General features: G+C 67.4%; 13 protein-coding genes and 1 pseudogene. 8 read left to right on the forward strand and 6 right to left on the reverse strand.

The genetic code is table 11. The annotated features are described in order from the left end of the window. Nucleotides 1-111 precede the first annotated feature (111 nt). The 3 genes and pseudogenes from BN1701_RS35320 to BN1701_RS37180 all read left to right on the forward strand — a co-directional run. Nucleotides 112-810: a hypothetical protein gene (locus BN1701_RS35320; RefSeq protein WP_157367832.1), complete on the forward strand. Its 699-nt coding sequence runs from the start codon at nucleotides 112-114 to the stop codon at nucleotides 808-810. Nucleotides 811-821: 11 nt separating this feature from the next. After that, entirely contained in the window at nucleotides 822-1,280 is a 459-nt protein-coding gene (locus BN1701_RS08615) for a hypothetical protein (protein WP_157367833.1), read from the forward strand. Between the two features lie 288 nt (nucleotides 1,281-1,568). After that, nucleotides 1,569-1,786, forward strand: a pseudogene (locus tag BN1701_RS37180) (transposase family protein); the annotation flags it as partial. A gap of 254 nt (nucleotides 1,787-2,040) precedes the next feature. Here BN1701_RS37180 and BN1701_RS08625 read toward each other — a convergent pair. After that, nucleotides 2,041-3,288, reverse strand: coding sequence for a CHAT domain-containing protein (locus BN1701_RS08625; protein ID WP_172803213.1), 1,248 nt, complete (start codon nucleotides 3,286-3,288; stop codon nucleotides 2,041-2,043). Between the two features lie 230 nt (nucleotides 3,289-3,518). Here BN1701_RS08625 and BN1701_RS08630 point away from each other — a divergent pair, with 230 nt between their 5' ends. After that, on the forward strand, nucleotides 3,519-4,547 hold the full coding sequence (locus tag BN1701_RS08630) for a toll/interleukin-1 receptor domain-containing protein (protein ID WP_172803214.1): 1,029 nt from the start codon (nucleotides 3,519-3,521) through the stop codon (nucleotides 4,545-4,547). Nucleotides 4,548-4,967: 420 nt separating this feature from the next. Here the strand turns inward: BN1701_RS08630 and istB are convergent, their stop codons facing one another. The 3 genes from istB to BN1701_RS08645 all read right to left on the reverse strand — a co-directional run bounded on the left by istB (nucleotide 4,968) and on the right by BN1701_RS08645 (nucleotide 10,847). Next, nucleotides 4,968-5,756, reverse strand: a complete 789-nt coding sequence (istB, locus tag BN1701_RS08635; RefSeq protein WP_054047164.1) for an IS21-like element helper ATPase IstB — start codon at nucleotides 5,754-5,756, stop codon at nucleotides 4,968-4,970. Nucleotides 5,757-5,800: 44 nt separating this feature from the next. Then, nucleotides 5,801-7,156 carry an IS21 family transposase gene (gene istA, locus BN1701_RS08640; RefSeq protein WP_054047166.1) on the reverse strand — a complete coding sequence of 452 codons (1,356 nt, stop codon included), beginning with the start codon at nucleotides 7,154-7,156 and terminating at the stop codon, nucleotides 5,801-5,803. A gap of 814 nt (nucleotides 7,157-7,970) precedes the next feature. After that, nucleotides 7,971-10,847 carry a tetratricopeptide repeat protein gene (locus tag BN1701_RS08645; protein ID WP_054047169.1) on the reverse strand — a complete coding sequence of 959 codons (2,877 nt, stop codon included), beginning with the start codon at nucleotides 10,845-10,847 and terminating at the stop codon, nucleotides 7,971-7,973. 382 nt (nucleotides 10,848-11,229) lie between these two features. Here BN1701_RS08645 and BN1701_RS08650 point away from each other — a divergent pair, with 382 nt between their 5' ends. The 4 genes from BN1701_RS08650 (at nucleotide 11,230) to BN1701_RS08660 (ending at nucleotide 12,492) form a co-directional block, all read left to right on the forward strand. Further along, nucleotides 11,230-11,418, forward strand: a complete 189-nt coding sequence (locus BN1701_RS08650) for a hypothetical protein (protein WP_054047171.1) — start codon at nucleotides 11,230-11,232, stop codon at nucleotides 11,416-11,418. 86 nt (nucleotides 11,419-11,504) lie between these two features. After that, nucleotides 11,505-11,678 carry a hypothetical protein gene (locus BN1701_RS35325; protein WP_157367835.1) on the forward strand — a complete coding sequence of 58 codons (174 nt, stop codon included), beginning with the start codon at nucleotides 11,505-11,507 and terminating at the stop codon, nucleotides 11,676-11,678. 238 nt (nucleotides 11,679-11,916) lie between these two features. Next, nucleotides 11,917-12,201, forward strand: coding sequence for a hypothetical protein (locus BN1701_RS08655; RefSeq protein ID WP_054047173.1), 285 nt, complete (start codon nucleotides 11,917-11,919; stop codon nucleotides 12,199-12,201). Between the two features lie 48 nt (nucleotides 12,202-12,249). After that, on the forward strand, nucleotides 12,250-12,492 hold the full coding sequence (locus BN1701_RS08660) for a hypothetical protein (protein WP_054047175.1): 243 nt from the start codon (nucleotides 12,250-12,252) through the stop codon (nucleotides 12,490-12,492). Nucleotides 12,493-12,755: 263 nt separating this feature from the next. On the opposite strand, the gene BN1701_RS08665 is transcribed toward BN1701_RS08660, so the two are convergent. After that, nucleotides 12,756-13,277: a hypothetical protein gene (locus tag BN1701_RS08665; RefSeq protein WP_231949542.1), complete on the reverse strand. Its 522-nt coding sequence runs from the start codon at nucleotides 13,275-13,277 to the stop codon at nucleotides 12,756-12,758. 473 nt (nucleotides 13,278-13,750) lie between these two features. Beyond that, the gene (locus BN1701_RS35330; protein ID WP_054047177.1) at nucleotides 13,751-15,883 is read right to left on the reverse strand and encodes a hypothetical protein; all 2,133 of its coding nucleotides are present in this window, start codon (nucleotides 15,881-15,883) and stop codon (nucleotides 13,751-13,753) included. Between the last annotated feature and the right edge of the window lie 5 nt (nucleotides 15,884-15,888).

Genomic DNA, 15,888 nt, shown 5'->3' on the forward strand with positions numbered 1-15,888 from the left:
GTGACCTATTCGTTGGCGCCTGCTTCAACGATCCGGACCTATGTAACACTCGTCCGACGCGGTGCCTGACGAACCTTGCCCCGATGACGCATCTACACCGGGAGTTGCCCCGTGATCCCGAGAACTCGTGATCTGTTTGAACCGGTCGTCCCGGGGAACAAGCTGAACCCGCTGTTCCAGCGTATGGCACAGGGTGCCGGGCACACCGCAGCCAGGGCGCTCGCCAACGCGATCTTCGCCAATCTACGCGACGTGGATCGCAGCTTCGTCAGGGAGTTCCAGACCGGCGGATTCTCCGCGCGGGTGTTCGAACTCGCGTTGTTCGCCCACCTCGAGGAAATGGACCTCGACCTCGATCGCACGCATCCAGCGCCGGACTTCGTGGTCCGGGGCGACGCGCCGGTAGCCATCGAAGTCACGACGACCAACCCTGTGCAAGGCACACCTCTCGATCCCGGTCCGCCGTACCCGCTGCTACCCGATGATCTCGATCTGGCTGACCAGGAGTTCGTGTTCCAGGTTGGGAAGGCATTGCGCCGCAAGCTTGAGCATCGCGACGCGCAGGGCGCCGCTTACTGGGAGAAGCCACACACTGCCGGTGTCCCGTTCGTAGTCGCCGTCGGGGCATTCCACGGCCCGCACGCCCAGCTCCATCCCGACGGCCTGCTCGCGACGTACTCTACGGCACCCGCAACGTGGCGTACCGCGGCGATGCAGGAGAACTCACGGTTACCGCCGAAGCCATCGAACAACACACCTGGGGCATCAAGTCGATGCCAAGCGGCCTCTTCCGGCAGCCCGAAGCGGTGAACCTGGCGGGCGTGCTGTTCAGCAACTCGCATACCGCATCCAAGTTCAACCGCATCGGCACCGAACAGGGACTCGCCGCGGTGGGCACCGCGCTCACACGTTTCGGCACCTGTTACAACTTCGCCCCTGACGCCACGGAGCCCGATTTCTTCGCCTATGTCGTCGGTGATCGGCCCGACGAAGACGAGGAGACCTTCGAGGAGGGCCTCCACTTGTTCGTCAACCCTTGGGCGGCCGTTCCCCTGTCCACCAACGCTCTCCCAGGGGTGACCACCTACAAGCTAGGTGAGAGTGGAGTCCTAGGCTTTACTTTCCCCGTTTCCTTTCGCCCGTTCGCCTCGAAGACCGTGGTCTTCGAACAAGAGGGCGCCGAGATGCTCGCGCGCTACCTCCAGCTCAAGCTGCTCGGTCGCCTGCCTCCTGATGCACCTGAGCTGTTTGACACCGAGGAACCGACGCCGAACTTGTGACCACCCGGCGGGCGACTTAGTAGTAGGTACAACAATTGGCTTGCGAACTCACCGTTGAGATCAGCGGGCGTCGTAACTTCGACTGCAAGGGGCCGAGTCAGCCGCAAGGGCTGTTGCCGCCAGCGTGATAGTGCCGCGGCGGCGAAGCTGGCCCTACGCCGCAGCTGCGGCGGGACTGTCCATCAACGGCTCTGGCGCACTTTCGGTGGTGGTGCGGGGTCTCCAGCCGGGCGGATGTTGATCTTGCCATGATCGTTTGTGGCTGAGACGGCGAAGCTGGTCGGTGTGGTGTTTTCGGGTCTGTCAGCGCTGTCGATCGAGAGCGTCAAGGACGCTGGTGATGTGATCGTGGTGCGGGCATCGACCAGGGGCGATGCGGTGGCGTGTCCGTCCTGCGGCACGCCGACCGGCCGTGTTCACGCCTTCATGAGCGGGTCCCGGCGGATGTGCCGGTCGATGGTCGCCGGGTGCTGGTGAGGCTGCGGGTCCGCCGGATGCGATGCCCTGATCGCAGGCAACAGCCGAGCGGAGGCCCGGCCGGCCAGCTCACGCACGACCCACCGGACCTGCTCACCCAATCGCACGGTCCGGCGCTGGTAGCGCTCGACCAGGCCAGGCACTTGCTCCCGGAAAGTCTGGCGCGGGCACTCGGCCACTCACGGCTTTGCTGCTCGACAGGGACGGGAGGCTGAGGTGATGGCCGCTCCGCCGCGCGAACTGGCCAGTCTGTTTCGCGGCGATCACACGGGAGTTGGGGTGATCACGCGCCAGTGTGGGTGAAGGGAAGCCAGTCATCCAGTGGTCGCCCCGCATCCCGCATGTCCTTGATCGCGGTGTGCAGAGCCACTGCGGACCGTTCCGCGCGGAACGCGCCGCCGACGACGAGCGACGGGTACACCGCAGTGGTCATCTCAGCCGCGACCGCCGAGTCGACCGACCAGAGCGTGGCGATCACGTGACGGTACCCGGAGTAGTTCAGCGCGGCGGCCAGGGTGATGACCTCGTCGGGGAGTGTGGTGCTGCCTGATGCGGTGCGGCAGGCCGACAGGTAGGCGAAGTCGCCGTCATGGCGGTCCGCGCTCAGCCGCAGGATGTCCAGCGTTCCGTCGGTGAGCAGGAACCCGGCCGACGACGGGGTCGCCAGGTTCTGTCTGCCGTGGCAGCTGATGTGGACCCGGGCGTGCCTGCTCAGCGCCTGGCGCACCTGCTCGACGGTGGCGGCGGGTCCCTCGATCGTGACGACGCCCCCTGGGATGTGGCTCGAGAGGTAGTCCCGCTCCACAGCGACGTCGTCGGTGAGACCGATCTGGTCCGGAACCTCGGGGGCGCCGACGAACAGCAGCCGCTCGTCCCGCTCCCTCGTCGAGCGCGGCGCCAACGACCTGGTCAGGACTCGCAAGGTCGGCGTGTAGGAGGACACTGCCCGGTCGAGTAGCGTCCGTCCGTCGCCCGCGCGGTGGTGCCCGGCGCCGTGCAAGGGCAGCAGGGTCAGCAGTCCGGTCGGGCACCACCAGAGACGTGGCGGCAGATCGGAGGCGCTGGTGTCCGCTAGGGGCCCCAAGGCGTCGAGTACCGGTTCGGCCACCGCGTCCCAGAGCCACTCGGTGGTGGAGCCGAGTACACGCTCACGTTCGGCGCGCTGCCTGCCGCGGGCGGCGAGCGACGCTGCGAAGGAGAGGTCCGTGCTGCCTGCCGTACCGTCGCGGAGCACCTCGAGATACTCGCCCGTCCGCTCGACGACCTCGGCCGCAGTGAGGTTCGGCAGCTCGATACTCCGAACTCGCCCAGCAGTCACGATGAGCGCATCGCACCGCAAACTACTCACGTTGACCACCACGACCGTTCCCCGCGCCGCCGCGCTCAGCAGGGATTCGGCCGATGGCGCCTGGAGGAAGTCCTCGAACCCCGGCAGCCGACGGACTTCGTCGACCAGCCCGTCCCATTCCCCGGCCAGGGCCATGCGTCGGTCGACGTCGGGGATGTGGCGGTTTCGCAATTCGGGTGTCACCGGTGCGCTCACCTGCTCGTGTCCGGGAACGGCTGTTGATCACCCTATACTGCGCGCAAAGCTCTCGCCGATCATCGGAGGTCGAGTTGAGCACGGGTCAGCACGATCAATTCGTCGGCGATGTCCCTCTCTACCTCGCGGAGTCGACTCGGTCTGTGGACATGTCGCCCAACGGGATCCGGTTGGGGGCGGTCGAGCTACGCGGGTGGCAGGTGCACAAGCTAGACCCCGTGCCCGACGACGTCTCGGGGCAGTGGTCGGCCTACCTCGTACGGGTGAACTACGACTTCGCGGTGGCCGACGACATCCCCGCCCCCCAGTGGGCGGAGGTCCGCTTCGAATTCCCGCCGGGCACCTTCGTCGCCGACGCGTTGCCGCGAAGCGTGGAGGAGACCACCAGTGCCGCCGCGTACACCCTGACCAGCCAGCTGAACTTCGTGCGGCGCGAGGCCGGGCCAGGTCGTTGGCGACCCGGCTCAGCGGCCGACACCATCCCCATGCCCGTTTTTCTGTCCCGGGTCGAGTGTACCGGCGTCGGAGGTGACTTCGTGCGGTGGCGGCACGTCGGCGCACTCACTGGCGGAACGCACACGGCGGGCCTTGTCCTGCTCGTGCCGCACGGGGTGGAGGCGCTCGCGGTCGTGGCATCAGGCACCTACCACTTGGAGACACCGCCGGAGCTCAAGCTGCGCCCTGTGGGGCGCCGCGACTCGTTCACCGTGGCGCTGCCGACGGCGACACGCGCGCAGCAGCAGCCACTCGCGGTGGTCCGAGAACGTAGGGAGAGGGGGGCGCCGCGGATCTTCATCTCCTACGCCCACGACAACCGCGAGCACAAGGCCGCAGTCCGGCAATTCCACGACTTCCTGACCGATTGGGGGGCTGACGTGCACTACGACCAGAACGGCCTCGACTCCCAGCGGAACTGGGACAAGTGGATCGTCACCGGCATCCTGCGCAGCGACTTCGTCCTGCCGATCGCCTCTCCCGCCTACCTGGCGGCAAGCCAGGACGAACTGCCGCCCGGACAGCACAAGGCGGCTGAGTTCGAGTACCTCCGCCTCGCCGACCTGTTGCACCGCGAGCGCGAGACATGGACCAAGAAGATCCTTCCAGTCATCCTGCCGGGCCGGTCCGCTGACGAGATCCCGTTGAGCTTCCTTCCCGGGATCGTCACCCATCACACTGTCACGAGCTACAGTGCGGAAGGCGCGCGGACGCTCATCGCGGTGCTGGGTGGAGGGCGCGCAGCGGGGTGAGGTCGGCGTGCCGGTGCCCTGCCGCGCATCGCTGATGGCGCTCTCTGAAATGACTCAGAGCTGCTCGCTGAAACTCCCCAGGTGTGCAGCTTAGCGGCGGAGTGGGATCACTCGGTCGGCCGCGGCGGTGGGCATGGTGGGTCGTGCTGCTTCGGGTGTGGTGAGCAGGGCGACGATGGTGATGGGTCCGCCGCAGTGGGGGCAGTCGCGCTGGGCTGCTGTCTGTGGGAACTGCTGGGCCGATGTCGAGGGCTGCGGGTGCGGTTGGGTGGGTTGTGTGTTGCGCGGTCGACCTCGCGGCAGGCGGCGGCGGTGCGTTTGCACTCGGGTGAGCAGTAGATGCGGTTGTTGGCGTTGCGCCCGGTGGCGGTGAACGGTTCCCAGCAGATGGGGCAGGTCATGGGGATGGCCCTGGTCGGGTTAGGAGACATGCGCGTTGACCGCCCTGCGGAGTTTGTCGGAGGTGGTTTGGTGGTTGCGGAGCCGGTAGGAGGGTCCATCGATGCCGACGACGGTGGCGCGGTGCACTAGCCTGTCGAGCATGGCCGCGGCGACGGTCGCGTCGCCGAAAGCTGTTGCCCAGTCAGCGATCCCGACGTTCGTGGTCAGGATCGTGGACGATTTCAGGTAGCGTTGATTGATCACTTGGAACAGTGCGGAGGCGCCGTCGCCGGGCAGCGGCAGGTAGCCGAGTTCATCGATCACCAACAGCTTCGGTCCGGCGAAGAACCGCATGCAGGTGGACCAGCGTCCCTCGACGGCGGCTTTGTGGCAGCGGGCGGCGAGGTCGGCCGCGGTGGTGAAGTAGACGCGGTTGCCTGCCTCGGCCGCGCCTCGGGCCAGGGCGGTGGCGAGCATGGTCTCGCCGACACCCGGCGGGCCGACGAGCAGGACGTTGGACGCGTCGTCGAGGAACCGCAGCGTGGCCAGATCCCGGATCAACTTCTCGTCGACGCCGGGCTGAGCGGCGAAGTCGAAGTCGTTGAGAGTCACGGGATCCGGGAGACAGGCGAACCGCAACCGCGACGACAGGCGACGTTCCTCGGTGGCGTTGACCTCGATCTCCAGCAGCCGTTCCAGGGCCGCGGTCATCGTCAGGTTCTCCGACCTTGCCGCGTCCAGGACCCGGGGCAGCGCTTCGGCGGCGTTGTCGAGCTTGAGGTAGGAGAAGTGCGCGCGGAGTTGTTGGTAGCGGCGGGCTTCACTCATCTGTGGCCCTGACCGGTTGGTGGATTGGTTGGTGGACAACGGTTTCAGTCGTCCTCGGACTCGTAGGTCGGTGCCCTGTCCAGCCGTGCGGCGGTGGCTGCGTAGGTGGACAGGTCGATCACGACGTGGGCTGCGGGCCCTGTCGTCGGGAGGCCGCGCAGCCGGGCTGCTTCGGCCAACGCCGCCGCCGAGGGCGGTCGGCGGGTCTTGTGGGAGCACGGGCGTGCCGTGGTGAACGCGCCGAGCGCGGCCTGCTCCAGTGCGATGACGTGCCCGTTGTCGCGGACCGTGCGACCGGCGCCGTCGGGTGCGCGGCGGTGGACTGCGACGGTGGCGCCGCGGGCGGTGACGATGCGCAGCTGCTCGGCGCCGAGCCGGTGCCGAACCTGGACTTGGGCGCCGCCCAGCCCCGGCGGAACCGAGTAGGCGTTGCCGCGGAAGGACACCAACGCCTGCGGGCTCACTGTCCGGGCGACGTCGAACTCGGCCGGGAACGCGACCAGCGGCGCCGGGTGCAGATGTTCGGCATCGGCCAGGGCGGCGACGGTGGTGGGCTCGCCGTCACGGACCCTGCGGGAGTCGTCCATCTTCGCGGCCAGCCGGTCGATCCCGGCCTGCGCCTGGCCGATAGTGACCTCATCGCCCAGAGTGCGCCACCAGCGCTGCGCGGCGGAGTGGTTGGCCTTCTCCACCACGCCCTTGCGGTTGCCTCGCCGCAGCGGACACGTCACCGACCGGACTCCGTAGTACTTGGCGACCTGCGCGAACGCCGGGGTGATCCGCCCCGAGGACGGGAAGCAGACCGTGGCCATCCGGTCGAACCGCCAGACCTGGGTCACCCCACCCAACCTGCGCACCACCGCGTCCATCGCCTCGACCAGGTGCGCGAAGTCCTCCGCGTCGGCCAACACCGCCCGCCACCGACCCGAATGCGCCAGCGCACCGACCAGCAGGTGCGCGCTGCGGCCGACACCCCACCCGGGCGGCGGGTCCGGCAACTCCAACCAGTCCCACTGCGTTGCCTCACCCGGCGGGTGCGTGATGATCGCGACGTCCCGGCCACGGGCGGCCTGGCAGGGCTCGCAGTGCGGACGCAGCCGGTGGCGGCGCAGCGCGCGGGTGAACGACGAATAGCCGCCCCGATAGCCCAACTCGATCAGCTCGTCGAGCAGCGTCGCCGCCCACAGATGCGGGTCGTCGGCAAGCCGCGCCCGGCAGTACTCCACGAACGGCGCGAACGGATCCGGTGCCGCCGGACGCCGTCGACCCGGCTCGGCCTCCCCGGCAAGATACCTGCGGATCGTCTTGCGATCACGACCCAGATGTCGCGCGATCGCCGAGATCGACCAGCCCTGCTCGCGCAGCGCCTGCGCTTCCACGTCTTCCTCCAGCGAGAGCATCCAACCCTCCAGCCACGGACCACGGCGACCAACACCGCGAACCGTCACCCGAAGGGCCACTGACCAGCGCAAACGACACGCTGGAACGGACAACCAACTGGGGAATTTCAGAGAGCAGGACCGGCCCTATTCAGAGAGCGCCATCATCGCCTGGTATCTGTCCAGCAGAGCGCACGTGGGGGTGCTCTGACGACTGTCAGGAGGTAGACGGGTGACGGTGCGTCTGACTCGGACGACCGCAGCTTGACGACGAACGTGTTCGATTCGTCCACTGCGACAAATGTCATGCAAGGCAGCCGTTCGCCGCGCTCGGCATGCGCACCGTCGCAGCGCAGTGCCACCGCAGGGTGAAGACGGCGCATGGCCTTCGTCGGGCGGATGCTGTCGGGCTCGCCTTTATGGTGTCGCCGCCTTGGTCACGCTCGTCGAGCCCATCATGGGAACTCATGAGGGTCAGCTCCCCATCATGGCGACTTGTCGAGCCGGTTCCGGCCCTGGGTGGTGTCCAACCTTGGCTCGAAGAACGCTGGTGGCGCCGCGTTGGCCGTTCCCGTTCGGCACGCGCGGTGCGCACTCACCTCGCTCCTACCGGAAGCCGAGCTGAGAACCACCGGTGATCGAAGTGCGGGATGGCACTGCCTTCCACTCGTACTCACACCTCAGTCGCGACACGCCTGCGCTCTGCCCAACACCGTTGGCAGGCCAGCCTGACGGGCCGAGTCCGCGGTTCGCGTCGCAATGCCGCACAGGTCTTCACCGTCGAGCTGCCGTGCCGGGGTGCACACCAGCCCTACGTACTGCCGTCCGCTCCCGCTCAGACGGTTCGTTCAGGGAACGGGTCGATGCCACCAGTCAGCCCTGCGGGGGAACGTCGAACCGCCCAAGCACCTCTTCTCATCCGGGCGACCAGATCGGGAGCCACGATGTCGAGCGCGTCCAAGTCGGCGCGCGTCTCGAGCACTCGCGACCACAGCATGCCCCTGCCAGCTTCAAGGACGTGCAGCGCACCTGCGGGGTCCTTCGCGGCAAGGGCGGCAGCCCCAGCATCCAAGGCTAGGCCCCTCCAGTCGGTGAGAGCGTCCTCGCTGTCAGTGCGCAGCGCTCCTGCCCACACCAGGTCCGGCAACAATCGGACTGCGGCACCGTAAGCGGCTGCGGCGGAGGTCCACTCTTCGCGCTCGGCTGCTGACTGTCCTCGCGCCGCGTGAGCGATGACGCGCACGGAGCTCGCTGTCGCAGAGGTGTCCCCGGCCTCGCGCCACAGCTGCTCGGCCTCGAGCACATCTGTAGCCGTCGCACGGGTGTTGCCGCGTGCGGCAACCGCACTCCCGAGGTTCAGCAACGACTTCGCGCGGTCGGGGTGCTCCGGTGGGGCTGTGTCCACGGCTTCCCGGCACAGCTGCAGTGCCTCATCGAGGTCGTCCTCGGATCGTGACCGCTTGTGCCGGTCGAGGAGTGCGAGGCCCAGGTTCGAGAGGCGACCCGGTCGGGCAACACTGCCCGGTTCGGTGGCGGCCAGCGCTCGGCGGCCGGTGTTCACCGCCTCGTCCAGGTCGGTCGTCGAGTGGTGACGGCGGAACCGGAGCTGCAGCGCGATGCAGAGGTTGGACAGGCGCCCGGCCAGATCGGGGTGCTCGGCTGGGGTCGCGGCGACCGCGTCGCGGCCGGTCGCCACAGCGTTGTCCAGGTCGGTGTCGGCCTCGGTGCGGACGAACCGAGAGGCCAACATGGTCGCCACGTTCGCCAGGTACCTGCCGCGGTCGACGTGGCCTTCGGGCAGCTCGCGCGTCGCAGCCTGCGAGGAGTGGATCGCCTCGTCCAGGTCGCCAAGTGCGCCGGTCCGCTCGAAGCGCAGGGCCAGTGCGCCGCCGAGCACCGACAGACACCGCAGACGGTCGAGTGGGGAATGACTGTGGGCTTGGGCCGCTTCGCGTCCGGTTGTCACCGCCTCGTTTAGGTCTGTCATGCTCCCGGTCTGCTCGAACCGGGTCGATAGCGCGCCGCTGAGGTTCGACAGGTACCGGTTGCGCTTGGGGTCGTGCTCGCGGCTTTGAATGACGGCGGACCTGTGGTGGTCGATCGAGGCGTCTAGATCGGTGTGCGCGCCCGCGACCGTGAAGCGTACGCGGAGCAGGGAGCCCAGGTTCGACCTGTACAGGGACAGGGAGGCGTGGCCGGTCGGGGTGGCCGCGACCGCTCGTTGCGCGAGTGAGATCGCCATGTCGAGGTGGTCGAAGCGGGAGCGCCCCTCGAATGACGTCCTCAGGGCGTTCGCCGCATTGGAGAGCACTGCGCTGGCCGAGGGGTTGTTGGGCGTCAGGGCCTCGACCGCTTCCAGGTGGCTCGCGACGGCTAGGTCTAGATCCTGTTCGGCACCGGCTTCCTCGTAGCGCGTGCGATAGGCCATGCCGAGGTTAGACAGTCGGCGTGCGCGGTCTCCTGAGTTGACGGGTGTGGCGTCGGCTGCGGCGGCGCACGTCGTCAGGGCGAGTTCGAGGTCGGGGCCGTTCCGGCGGTACTGAAAGCGGTCCATCAGCACAGCACCCAGGTTGGACGCCCAGGAGGCGAATCGGGGGTCCTGGACGGGGCCTCGCTCACAGGCCTCCAGAAGACTGGTCACCGCTTCGTCGAGGTCGGCGGCCAGCCCGGTGGAGTGGAACCGCTCGCGGGCGGTGAGGCCGAGGTCGGAGAGCCGGGCAGCCCGCTCTGCGCCGCCCGCAGGGCTGAGGTGCACCGACTGCCGGTGGAACTCAAGTGCCTCGTCGATATCTGCCTGGTGGCCGGTCCACCGGTGCCTGAGGGCCAGCGCTGATCCCAACGTGGCCAACCGGGCAGCCATCTCAGGCCCGCGGGAGGCGGTGAGCGCCTGCTTGCCGAGTTCAACGGCTTCCTCCAGGTCGGCGCGGGATGATCGCGTGTCCGCCCGTACTCGCAGCGCAGTGGCCAGGTTGGCTAGGTGCACTCCGTGGTCGGGATCATCAGGTCTCGTCGTGGCGAGCGCGGTCCGCAGCAGCCGGATTCCCGCGTCTCGGTCGTCGGCCGAACCGGAGCGGTCGGCTCTCATCGCCAGGCACGCTGCCAGAGTCGAGAGCAGGTTGGGTTCGTCCGGCCGGATGCGCACGACCGACTCAGCCATCGTGACCGCCTCGTCGAGGTCGGCCGGGCGGGTCGTGGCTTGGTATCGCAACCGCAACGCGGTCGAGAGGTTGCTAGCGACGTTCGCGTAACGGGAACCTGTCGGCTCTATCTCGGCCGCGAGCCCTCGCAGCATGTCGATCGCACGGTCCAGTAGTGCGGCGTGGTTCATTGCCACTGCCAACCTGAGCAGTTCCACGCCGTGGGTGAGCTGGTCTTCCGGCTTGCCGTCGGTGATTGCCCGGATATCGGCGACTGCTTCGGGGGACAGTCTCCCCGGTAGCGACGTGGCGCGGATCAGCAGCATCCTGGCGCCGCGTAGGGCTGGTTCCTGTTCCGCGCCGGTCAGGGTGATGCCGTGCGACCACAGCAGCATCCCTACGAGGTAGGCCGCTTCGGCCGCACTGTGGGCAGTGGGCTCCTGGTGGCCGAGCAGTCCGACTAGGCGGCTGATGATGACAGCTGCCCCGGCGTCGGCCACCGCTTCTCGGTTTCCGCCGGCCGCCTTCGCCAGCCGCGCTTCGACGAGCCCGAGCAGATCGTCGACTTCGCTCATGTCGCTCCTCAGCGTGGTCGTGTCCCGAAACCGCACCGGTTGTGGTGCACCATAACGTCGATGCCTGTGTGCAAGTGCGCCTGCGCGACGTCGATCAACTCGACCAACAGCACACCGCCCCAACGCCGGCCTGACTCATGCACCCAAGACGATCGAACTCGTCGACCGGTACGATGCGAGCAGCTTGCCTCTCTCGTCTCATGCGCGGCGACCGCATCGTGACCGAGATCCTCTGCGGGCTCTGTTGTTTCGGCGTCGACTACTGGACGAGGTTTGCCGACTGCGGTCCAGCTACGGAGGCAACGGCACCGACATGAACAATCGATGGGCGGCGGATTCTCGCGCTGTTGTACCGATCCAGGACTGAGCGCTGGCCTGGGCGGTGCCCGAAGCGTTCGGGATCGAGCTGGCCGCGTTGGGCGACGACCAGATTGCCCGCGCTTTGGACGCGATCGCGCCGGAGCTCGATAGGATCGTCGGATCTGTTGGGGCGCAAGCGATCGCCGCGTTCGGGGTGGATGTGTCGCGGCTGCTGTGGGATACAACCTCGATCTCCCTCTACGGCGCCTAGGAGCAGGCTGATGACCAGTTCGCGACCCGGAGTTCGGTCATCCGAAGGACCGCCGCCCGGATCCGAAGCAGGTTCAAGCTGGGCTGGTGGTGACCGGGGACGGTGGGATCCCGCTCTGGCACCGCACCTACGACGGCAACGCTGGCGAGGTGGCCCAGGTCGTGGGCGCGATGACCGCGTTGAAGTACGTGGCCGGGTCGAGGCGTTTCCTGCTCGTCGGCGACTCCGAACGGGTTCCTATGGCAATCCGCACGCGATGATCACAGCCGAGATGCGGTTCATCGCCCCGGCGTCCAAGCTCTACGTCGACGCCGCTGAGCTGGCCGGGCTCGACATCGACCTGGCCCGCCACCGTGGACTACACCGGGGAACGTGACACGGCAAGCCCGCCGATCACACTGGCGCCTGGCGGGTGCATGAGGACACGCTGACCGTGCCGGGCAAGGAGAAGACCGAACCCGCACTGTGGTTGCGGCGGGTGTTCGTACACTGCAGTGCATGAGCTACGGCGGCCGTCACGGCGCGGGCCAAAAGCTCGACCGCGTCCGCGATGACCTGCAACGGTTGGCTCGCGGCCTGGGCTCTCGGCACTACCCGACCGAGCAGGCCATGACCGACCGGGTCACCGCCACCGCCCGAGACCGCCGAGTGAACACCTATCGGCGCAGCAAGACCGGCACCGACCCCGGCCACCGGCAAACCAACCCTGACCTGGTGGTTCGACGAGACCGCCCTAGAGGCAAAAGGGCCACCGACGGCTGGTACGCCCTGCCCACCAACTGACCGCCACCACCGACGCCGTGACCGTGCTGGTCCGGAACAAGGTAGGAAGTGGTTGAACGCCGCTACAGCGCGTTCAAGGGCCCGCTGGCAGTGACGCCGATGTTCCTCAAGAACAACCGGCGCATCGAAGCCCTGATCACCGTGATCTGTCTGGCATTGCTGATCTTCTGCCTCACCGAGTGTTCCGTCCGCCGAGCCCTCGCCCCCGAAACCACCACGACCGCGCCGCATCCCAGCCAGAAAGCCAAGCCCACCGGCGGTCACTTTCCAGGCCCTGGCCGGTACGGCTGATCCCCGGCCACCAGCAGGCAACCTTCGACCATCCGCAGCCCGGCCCGATCCAGACCAGACGGCTCGACCTTCTTGCCGTCGACCCCACTAAACCACCATGATCAATAGATTCCCGGCGCCGGGGACCATCTCACTCATCACCACGTGCGACACACGGGGCTAGCGGAGCTCGCATCAGCATGTGGGAAATCGGGGCTGCCGTCGAAGCCTTCACTTCAGTGAATCGCACACGGGGGCGTAATGCGACATCCAGATGGACCTGATTACCGCAGGAGGCGCTGTTGATCCTGTTTGAGGCGACGAAAAGAGTCTCGGACGTATTTTACGAATGGTTCCCCAGGATGACTGATGAGGGTGCGCTCGTAGAGGCGGTCGGCTTCCGCGGCGAGAACGATTTCGAGAGAGGCGACGTGGGCGCAGAAATCGCGCATGGGCTGGGGTAGATCCAGTTCGATCAAGAGGTCGGCGTGCTCAACGATGATGTCGCGCATCTGATGGTTGAGCCGATTCAGCGCTCGGTCCCGCCAACGTCGCCAGTCGTCCGTACTACCTATGGGGCCTCTGTGTTCCTTGCCGGGCAACCGCGACGAACGCAACGCTTCCCAGATGCGCTCGTTCACCTCGACGAGAGCGTTCAACGGCCCGTACAACTCTCGCAGTTGACTGTTGATCCTGACCAGCCGCGCCTCGCGACGCTCCTGCCTCGCTTGCGCGAGTTGATTAAGGATGAACGCGAGTACAGCGACGATGACGCTCGCACTAGCGGTGATGACTGCTGCAGGCACCTGCTCAGCTTGCCTTAGCAGTCCCAACATCCGCACATACCGCATGGTGGATGACGCGAAGGACTCAGCGGCCAGGGGGATCTGGGAATGGCCCATGCCTGCACAGAGAGAAGCGATTACGCTGGCCAAACAGCACGCGCCGGTCGGGAAGACAGGCGAACACGGTCACGTTCGGCCAGGTTGCGTCCATGACGACGCGGGGACGACGGCGCTCACCAGAACCCTCTTTCTCGCCATCAGGGGCTGTCGCTCTATCGGCTCGTCTCGGTAGGTCGACCTGATTGTTGATCTTGCTGGTGGCCGGTCAGGCTGGTCCCGCATGCCGACGCAGGAGGTGGTGTTGGTGGGTCGTGGACCCGATGTGTTCGTCCGGCCCATGTCTATAGACGAGGGCCGGAAGCTGGCCAAGATCAGCCGGATCGCGATGCACAACCGCCGAAACACCGACTACGACATTGACCCCTGTCTTTACCTCATTGGTCAAGCTCGGCGCGGATGGAGTCCATGCGAGCTGCTAGGTCCGGTTCGGTTGCTGCGAGCTCGGAAAGGTCGATCCGGGCCGCTGCGAGCTGCGCCCAGAGTACGGCGCGCCCGTGTTCCAGCAGCGTGAGCGCTTGGCGTGGCCTGTGTCGGATGATCGCGACCGCCGCCGCATCGCTGGCCAACTGCGGCCAACGCACGAGCGTCCGCTCCTGGCTCGCCCGTCGCAGTCCGCGCCAGCTCGCCAACGGCAGCAGGCTGATCGCTTCGGTGTATGCGCGCACCGATAGGCGGCGTTGTCCGATCGCCAATGCGAGGCGGGCCCGAACGCGGGCCGCCTCGACCCGGATCCCGGCCGGTGCAATCGCCGAATTGGCGACCGCACCCCATAGGCGAAGTGCGGTGCGGGCGTCGCGGCGCTGGCCGCGCGTGGCGTAGCGCAACTCGTGCGCGTTCCCGAGGTTGGACATGAGTCGCGGGAGGTCCGCTTGGCCGGGTCGTGTAAGCCGCACCGCCTCGGTGGCTGCCGCTATCGAGGCGTCGAGGTCGGCTGGATCCTCGCGACGCAGATATCGGACGCGGAGCGTGTTGCCGAGGTTGGTCAACCAACCAGCCCGCTGGGGGTGAGCGGGACCGACGGCGCCGACCGCAGCGGTGGCCGCGGCGACCGCCGCGTCGAGATCGACCTCGGCACCTAGGGCCTCGAAGCGGTAGCGCAGCGATATGCCGAGGTTGGCTTGTCTGCCAGCGTAGCTAGGGTCTGTGTGCGCGGTAACCTCGACGGCATCTGTGGCGAGCTTCACCGCTCGGTCGATGTGCCCCCTGCGTTCCTCGGCTGATCGGTCGGCTACGTGGGCGGCGAACCAGGTCTGGTGAGCCCGAGCGAGGTTCGTCGCGCACGGTCCGTAGTCGGTGTGACGCGGTCCGAGCCCAGCTAACGCCAGTTCGCCGTGGGTGATCGCCTCGTTGACGTCGGCGATTTCACCAAAATGGTCAAATCGGGCAAGCAGGGCAAGGCTGAGGTTGTTTAGCCGCGACGTGGTGTCGGGGTCGTTGCTGGCGAGAGAGGACCGGCCAGCGTTGATCGAGGCAGTCAGGTGGTCCAGGTCGCCGTCGTCCTCGAAGCGGGTGCGCAGGGTGTTAGCGAGGTTCGCCTGAAATCGGCCATGCGAAGGGTGCTCCGCGGGGGCACTCGCGGCGGCGGTAGCGTGTTGGAGCGCCTCGGTCAGGTCAGCGGGCGCATTGGTGGATTCGAACTTCGTATGGAGGACTAGGCCGAGGGTCGAGTGCACCGAATACCGCTCAGGGTGACCGCCGATCAGGTGTAACGCGCGGCGTCCGGCCTCCTCGCTGGCGCCGAGATCGGCCGGGTCGGCGCGCGCGAGGTATCGATCGTGCCGGGCGAGGCACAGATTGGTCAGGCGGATGGCGGCGTCGAGCGGGTCGCGGTCCTCGTCGATCGTGGCTTCGAGGTTGGCGATGGCCCGGTTGAGGTCGTCGGCCATGCGGTCGCGCTCATAGCGGGTTTGCAGCGCCACGGCAAGGTTACCCATGCACGCCGCCCAGTCCGGATGATGGCCATCGATGTCGACCAGTGAGGTCTCAGCGGCGTCGACGCACTCGGTGAGGTCGCTCTCGTTGCCATGGCGGTCGTAGCGGTGGCGGAGCGCGGTGCTGAGATTCGACCAGCGGTCGGCTTGTGGCGCGGTCGCCAAAGCGCGCCTTAGCAGCCGTATCGCCCAATCGAGCGCCCGGTCGTCGCCACTGTGTTGCACGTACTCCAACAGTGTCGCCGCGTCGACCGCCCACTCCGCCGGGGCGCCTTCTGCAGGAACGGTGGAGAACCGCGTCGGCACCAATTCTGGTGCCAGGGTCTCCAGTTTGCTGAACAGTTCATGGCAGAACACCAGGTCGGGGCCGCTGGTCGCACCGGGTCGGGCCTGTGCACGGCGCCAGCGCAGGGATGCGACCTGGTGGACGGCGGCCGGGTCGGGCCCGTCGTCGGAGATCGCGGCCCGTAGCAACGCCGTGGCGGCGTCGAGCGCTTCCGGGGCGAGCACGGCGGCGATATCTCCGTTGTCAAAGGCGGCGTTGCGGCCAAGTACCGCGTCGTATGGGCTCTCCATGGTAT

The organism is Alloactinosynnema sp. L-07, from assembly GCF_900070365.1.
Taxonomy (GTDB): Bacteria; Actinomycetota; Actinomycetes; order Mycobacteriales; family Pseudonocardiaceae; genus Actinokineospora.